Origin of the sequence: Aeromonas sp. S12(2024) (assembly GCF_041402305.1) — a bacterium.
Taxonomy (GTDB): domain Bacteria; phylum Pseudomonadota; class Gammaproteobacteria; order Enterobacterales; family Aeromonadaceae; genus Aeromonas; species Aeromonas veronii.
Genome location: NZ_JBGLRB010000010.1, coordinates 148,669 through 154,950 on the forward strand (window position 1 = coordinate 148,669; position 6,282 = coordinate 154,950).

5 protein-coding genes are annotated in these 6,282 nt (G+C 58.8%); 3 read left to right on the forward strand and 2 right to left on the reverse strand.

Annotation, left to right across the window (positions count from 1 at the left end; translation table 11 throughout):
• Window positions 1-20: 20 nt before the first annotated feature.
• Window positions 21-584: a septation protein A gene (locus ACB035_RS11750; protein WP_005354349.1), complete on the reverse strand. Its 564-nt coding sequence runs from the start codon at window positions 582-584 to the stop codon at window positions 21-23.
• Window positions 585-675: 91 nt separating this feature from the next.
• Window positions 676-2,199: an aminotransferase class V-fold PLP-dependent enzyme gene (locus ACB035_RS11755; RefSeq protein ID WP_371167340.1), complete on the reverse strand. Its 1,524-nt coding sequence runs from the start codon at window positions 2,197-2,199 to the stop codon at window positions 676-678.
• 175 nt (window positions 2,200-2,374) lie between these two features.
• Between ACB035_RS11755 and ACB035_RS11760 the strand changes: the two genes are divergently transcribed.
• The 3 genes from ACB035_RS11760 to ACB035_RS11770 all read left to right on the forward strand — a co-directional run.
• The gene (locus tag ACB035_RS11760; RefSeq protein WP_371167341.1) at window positions 2,375-3,010 is read left to right on the forward strand and encodes a hemolysin III family protein; all 636 of its coding nucleotides are present in this window, start codon (window positions 2,375-2,377) and stop codon (window positions 3,008-3,010) included.
• A gap of 127 nt (window positions 3,011-3,137) precedes the next feature.
• Window positions 3,138-4,799, forward strand: coding sequence for a putative transporter (locus ACB035_RS11765; RefSeq protein ID WP_368166787.1), 1,662 nt, complete (start codon window positions 3,138-3,140; stop codon window positions 4,797-4,799).
• A 231-nt stretch (window positions 4,800-5,030) separates the two neighbouring features.
• Window positions 5,031-6,282 (forward strand): retention module-containing protein (locus ACB035_RS11770; RefSeq protein ID WP_371167342.1); only part of this gene is annotated, 1,252 nt, incomplete at its 3' end.

Sequence of the window (6,282 nt, forward strand, 5' to 3'; positions counted from 1 at the left end):
CAATCCTTTTCTGATGAGGGTTACTTTTTGGGTTCGTCTTTTTGCTGGGACAACTGCTCGGCAGGGATGTGGCGGTAGAGATAGACGCCGCTCAGCAGGGTAAAGACCAGCGTCATCCCCAGCAGACCGAACACCTTGAAGTTGACCCACATCTCCTGCGGCAGGTTAAACGCCACGTAGAGGTTGAGCAGGCCGCAGACGGTAAAGAAGCCGACCCAGCCGAGATTGACCTTGTCCCAGACCGCATCGGGTGCTTGCAGCTCCTTGGCCAGCATCTGTTTGATCAGATTCTTGCCAAAGCCGTAGCGGCTGATGAGCAGGCCCAGTGCGAACAGCACGTTGATGACAGTCACTTTCCACTTGATGAAGGTGTCATCGTGGAAGAAGACGGTGAGGCCGCCGAAGAAGCCGACCAGCAGGAAGGTAAAGAGCTGCATCTTCTCGACCTTGCGATAGCGGATCCAGCTATAGGCGAGCTGCAGACCGGTGACCACCACCAGTGCGCCGGTAGCCATGTAGATGTCGTAGAACTTGTAGACCGCGAAGAAAACGATAAGTGGAATAAATTCAATAAATTGCTTCATTGTTGGCGCCTAGTCCTCAAAAATGGCCTGCAAATTTCGCCCAGTCTACCTGTACAGCAGACAACGGCAAATGAATAAGACCGCTCATTGTTTACGCCGGTTCCGCGCTGTCGCCAAACAGTTGGCGTGCAATGGAGATCCCCAGTCGCTGCTGGTCGGCCAGCAGGTCGCGGATATGGCGCTCTTCAATCAGAGGGTTGAGCAACACGGCCCGCAGCAGGGTGAGCGGTTGGGCACCGTAGCGTACCACCGCTCGTTGGGTGCGGGAGACAAAGCTGTGCCCCTCGGCCCGCTGGGCTTTTTGCAGTGCCACGTTGAAGTCGTTGATTAGCGTGTTGGCCGCTTCGTCCAGCACCTTGCCCTGCAGGTGGGGCGGAATGCAGCGGTAGGAGAGCAGATTCATCACCGGTGCCGACATCAGCTCGAAGGCGGGATTGCTGGTGATGAGCTCGGCCATCAGCCGGGCACGGTCGTAGTTGGCCTCGATGAGATCGGCATAGCCTTGCTGGCCAAACAGCTGGAAGGCGGCATCCAGATAGAGGGCATTGGCCGGGCGGGTGCCCTCCAGGGTAAAGCGGCCCTGATCGAACGAGGTGGCACGGATGGCGTAGGGCGCCTCTCGCTTGACCGCCATCATCAGGTCGGGCTGGCGGCAGAGCAGCATGCCAGTACCGAGCGGCACCAGCAGTTGCTTGTGGCCATCCAGGGTGACGGTATCTGCGCGCTCGATCCCGGCCAGCAGGTTTTGATAGCGGGGGGAGAAGAGGGTCGGGCCACCCCAGGCGGCATCCACGTGGAAGTGGATCTGCTCGCGCTCGGCGATGACCGCCAGCTCAGGCAGAGGGTCGATGGAGCCAAAGTCGGTACTGCCAGCCACGCCGACCAATGCCAGCACCTTCAATTTCTGTTCTTTGCACTGGATCAGTGCCTGCTCCAGCGCAGCCAGACTGAGCCGGTTTTGTTCGTCAGTCTCAAGGCGCCAAACGCTGCGGGCGCCCAGCCCCACCAGATCCATCCCCTTGTCGAAGGAGTAGTGCATCAGGCGGGAGCCCAGAATGACGGCGCCCCGATAGCCCTGTTCATAGAGGGCGAATAGGTTGTCGCCACAGGCGCGGTTGCGGGCCAACCACAGTGCCGTGACGTTGGCGATGGTGCCGCCGCTGGTCATGACGCCGAGGGCGGCATCCTTGGCATGCATCTGCTCGCCGTAGAAGGCATCATCCCTGCCATAGATGAGGCGGTGCAGCTTGGCCAGCACCTCCCGCTCGAGAAAGCTGAGCAGACGGGAGGACTCCATCTTCATCGGATTCTGGTTCAGCATCACCAGCAGGCGCGACAGCTCGGCAGTATAGGCCGGCAGTGGTGCCGTCATGTGGCCCATGTAGCGTGGCGAGGTGAGATGCGAGGCACCGGGCACCAGAGTAGCCAGCCGCGCCAGATACTCCTCGATAGGTTGGCCGACTGCAGGCATGCGGGATTGATCGAGCTGGTGGGTGAACAGGTCGCGCTGATAGGGGGCCTGACTGTCGTCGGAGTGGTGGAAGCTCTCCAGCAAGGTGTTCATCGCCTCGCCAAAGGCGGGATCCGCTTGTGCAAACAGCTCAGTCAACTTCATCAGGTTCTCCAGACCAGGTCACCGGGGTAGGTGTCTATGCCGCTTGTCTCGGGCATCGGCGGCAGAGCATACACCAAAGGTTGGCAGGTGACAGCCACTCCATTTTTTAAGCGAACACTTGTACTCCGAAATGGCGCTGGGTAGAGTGAGCCACAGTTATTGTGGAGTCGATGTTATGAGTGGTGTGATGGATTACTCCCCCCGGGAGGAGCTGGCAAACAGGCTGAGTCATGGTGCGGGATTGTTGCTGGGGATTATCGGGCTGGTGCTGTTGCTCATCAAGGGATGGGGGCAGGGTACGCAGGCGCTGGTGAGCTACAGCCTTTATGGTGGAAGTCTGGTGCTGCTCTATCTCGCCTCGACCCTCTATCACAGCATGGCGGAAGGGCGGGCCAGACGCTGGTGCAAGGTGTTTGATCACTGCGCCATCTATCTGCTGATTGCCGGCACCTATACCCCCTTCCTGCTGGTGGCGCTCGATACGCCGCTGGCGAAGGGCTTGATGGTGGTGATTTGGGCCCTGGCGCTGGCTGGTGTGGTGTTCAAGCTGGTGTTTATCAACCGCTTCAAGAAGTTGTCGCTCTTTACCTACCTGATGCTGGGCTGGCTGTCGCTGGTGGTCATCTATCAGCTCTATATCCATCTGGCCGGTGAGGGGCTGCTGTTGCTCGGGCTTGGTGGCCTTATCTACAGCCTCGGGGTCATCTTCTATGTGGCCAAGCAGATCCCCTATAACCACGCCATCTGGCATCTCTTTGTGCTGGGTGGCAGCGTTTGTCACTTTGTGGCCATTTACGGCTACGTCGCCTAACGTCTTGCAACTAGCCCTTAATTGGTATTTTTGGCGCCTAAAAGGATAAATTCGTGCGGTATCACACAGTTGGCATCAGCGTTTGCTGACAAGCTAGGGCCAGTTCAATTCGCAAAGGATGCACGAAATGAGTGAAATCGCGCTTTCCATCAGCATGTTGTCGCTGGTGGCAGTGCTAGGACTCTGGCTGGGAAACTGGCGAGTCTATGGCGTTGGCTTGGGAATAGGGGGGGTGCTGTTCGGCGGCATCATAGTCGGTCACTTTGCAGGCGCCTCCGATCTCGCGCTGGATGCACAAACGCTTCACTTTATTCAAGAATTTGGCCTGATCCTGTTTGTCTATACCATCGGCATCCAGGTCGGGCCGGGTTTCTTCTCGTCATTGCGCAGTTCGGGTCTCAAACTCAACGCCTTTGCCGCCTTGCTGGTCATCCTTGGCTGCGTGGTGGCCGCTGGCTTGCATCAATTTTTCGATGTGCCGTTGCCGGTCATTCTGGGGGTCTTCTCCGGTGCAGTGACCAATACGCCATCCCTCGGTGCGGGCCAGCAGATCCTGGCCGAGCTGGGCGCCGCGCCCGGTTCTACCGGCCTGATGGGGATGGGATACGCAGTGGCCTATCCATTCGGCATCTGCGGTATTTTGCTCACCATGTGGTTGGTTAGGGTCTTCTTTCGCATCAAGATCGACGATGAAGCCGCCCAGTTCGAGCTACAAACCGGTAAAACCAAAGAGAGCTTGCAGACTATCAACATCGCGGTGCGCAACCCCAATATGCACGGCCTGATGCTGAGCGAGATCCCGAGTCTCGACGAGTCGGATGTCATCTGTTCACGGCTCAAGCGGGGCGACGAGCTGATGGTGCCACGGCCGGAATCCCGTATCCAACTGGGTGACTTGCTGCACCTAGTCGGTGAGCGTCACGCGCTGCACAAGGTGTTGCTGGTGTTGGGGGAGGAGGTGGAGACCTCGCTCTCGACCCGCGGCACCGATCTGCGCGTCGAGCGAGTAGTGGTGACCAACGAGCAGGTTCTTGGCAAGAAGATCCGCGATCTGGACATCAAACAGCGCTATGACGTGGTGATCTCCCGTCTCAACCGTGCCGGTATCGAACTGGTGCCGACCAGTCAGACCAGCCTGCAGTTTGGTGACATCCTCAACCTGGTTGGCCGTCTCGACGCCATCGAAGCGGTGACCAATGTGGTCGGCAACGTGCAGCAAAAACTGCAACAGGTGCAGATGTTGCCGGTATTTATCGGGATTGGCCTTGGCGTATTGCTCGGCTCCATCCCCTTCTATCTGCCCGGTTTCCCGGCCGCCCTCAAGCTGGGTCTGGCGGGGGGGCCGCTGGTGGTGGCGCTGATCCTGTCGCGGATCGGCAGCATCGGCAAGCTCTACTGGTTCATGCCACCCAGCGCCAACCTGGCGCTGCGGGAGATCGGGATCGTGCTGTTTCTGGCGGTGGTTGGATTCAAGTCCGGTGCCGGCTTCGTCGATACCCTGATCAACGGCGATGGCCCGGCCTGGATGCTCTACGGTATGGCGATCACCCTGATCCCGCTGCTGGTAGTCGGTTTGCTGGCGCGCCTCTACGGCAAGATGAATTATCTGACCCTGTGCGGCTTGCTGGCCGGCTCCATGACAGATCCTCCCGCGCTGGCCTTTGCCAACGCAATGCACCCGACCAGTGGCGCCAGTGCGCTCTCATACGCCACTGTCTACCCGCTGGTGATGTTTCTGCGGATCATCTCGCCACAGCTGCTGGCTATCATCCTCTGGGCGGGAGCCTAGGGTTCATCCTGACGGGAGCATGCCTTGTCATGCTCCTGTCATCATTCTGTAATCTATTGATAATTTTGGTTTTTGCCATTCTCACAACCTCGTTTTACACACTTCTATCTGGCTGAACAGTTCAGCCTCAAATCGGTCTATCCTTTCGAATTTTCGAGCTGGTTATTTTTCCCCTCAGTCTGCAAAGTAGGCTGTGGCTTATTGCATTCAAATCAGGATTCAGGAGAGAACATGATCACCAATGCCGTTACCTTGGAACAGGGCGTAACCGTAACCCAACTTAAAGGACAAATTTATCTGGTTGCCGCTGATGGCAGCCGGAAGCTGTTGGCTGAAGGTGATGTGCTGCCTAAAGGGGCGGTGATCGTGTCGCCGGATGGCGCCAGTTTCATGGGCGGCGGACAGTCATTCAATGTGCAACCAGCCAGCGAGCAGAGTGAGCCTGCCGAAGAGGGAGATGCTCCCCAGCTGGCACAAAATGGTGCCGCTGGCACTCCTGATGATATCAATGCCTTGCAACAGGCGATCTTGGGTGGGGCTGACCCGACTCAGGCCTTTGAAGCCTCTGCAGCAGGCGGTGCACCAGCCGCCGGTGGTGGCGGTATTGGGGGCGTCGCCGGTGCCAGTGGCAACGGCGGTTTTGTCACCATCGACCGTACCGGTTCCGCAACCATTGCTGAAGCCACTTTCGATACCACCTACAACACCAATGGCGAGCCACCGCTGGGTGCTGCTGGCGAAGATGAAGTATTCGACCTGACGCCGCCCACCATTTCCGTGGTTGCGCCAGATAACACCAATGACACTACTCCGACCCTGACCGGGACCACGGATGCTCCTGCTGGCAGCACCGTCACCCTGCTGGTCACCGATGCAAACGGTAATCAACAAACTCTGACCGCTATCGTCGCACCCAGCGGTACCTTCACCGTGGATGTGGTGATCCCTTTGGCTGAAGGCTCTTATACCGTCACTGCCACAGTGACCGATCCTGCGGGTAATTCCGGCACCGCGACCGACGATGGCAGTGTGGATGTGACCGCCCCGACCATCACTGTCGATGCGCCGGATAACACCAACGACACCACCCCGGCCATTACCGGTACGACGGATGCCCCGGCGGGCAGTACCGTTACCCTGGTGGTGACCGATGCCAATGGCAACCCGCAGACCCTGACCGCCACCGTGCAACCGGGTGGTGGTTACAGCGTGGATGTCACTACCCCGCTGGCGGAAGGCAGCTATCAAGTAACGGCCAGCGTCACCGATCCGGCCGGCAACACCGGCACCGCGACCGACGATGGCAGTGTGGATGTGACCGCCCCGACCATCACTGTCGATGCGCCGGATAACACCAACGACACCACCCCGACCATTACCGGTACGACGGATGCCCCGGCGGGCAGTACCGTTACCCTGGTGGTGACCGATGCCAATGGCAACCCGCAGACCCTGACCGCCACCGTGCAACCGGGTGGTGGTT

What these genes read in the sequence shown, in the direction of transcription:
- ACB035_RS11750 (WP_005354349.1), bottom strand. Translation starts at nt 584, where the DNA reads ATGAAGCAATTTATTGAATTTATTCCACTTATCGTTTTCTTCGCGGTC.
- ACB035_RS11755 (WP_371167340.1), bottom strand. Translation starts at nt 2,199, where the DNA reads ATGAAGTTGACTGAGCTGTTTGCACAAGCGGATCCCGCCTTTGGCGAG.
- ACB035_RS11760 (WP_371167341.1), top strand. Translation starts at nt 2,375, where the DNA reads ATGAGTGGTGTGATGGATTACTCCCCCCGGGAGGAGCTGGCAAACAGG.
- ACB035_RS11765 (WP_368166787.1), top strand. Translation starts at nt 3,138, where the DNA reads ATGAGTGAAATCGCGCTTTCCATCAGCATGTTGTCGCTGGTGGCAGTG.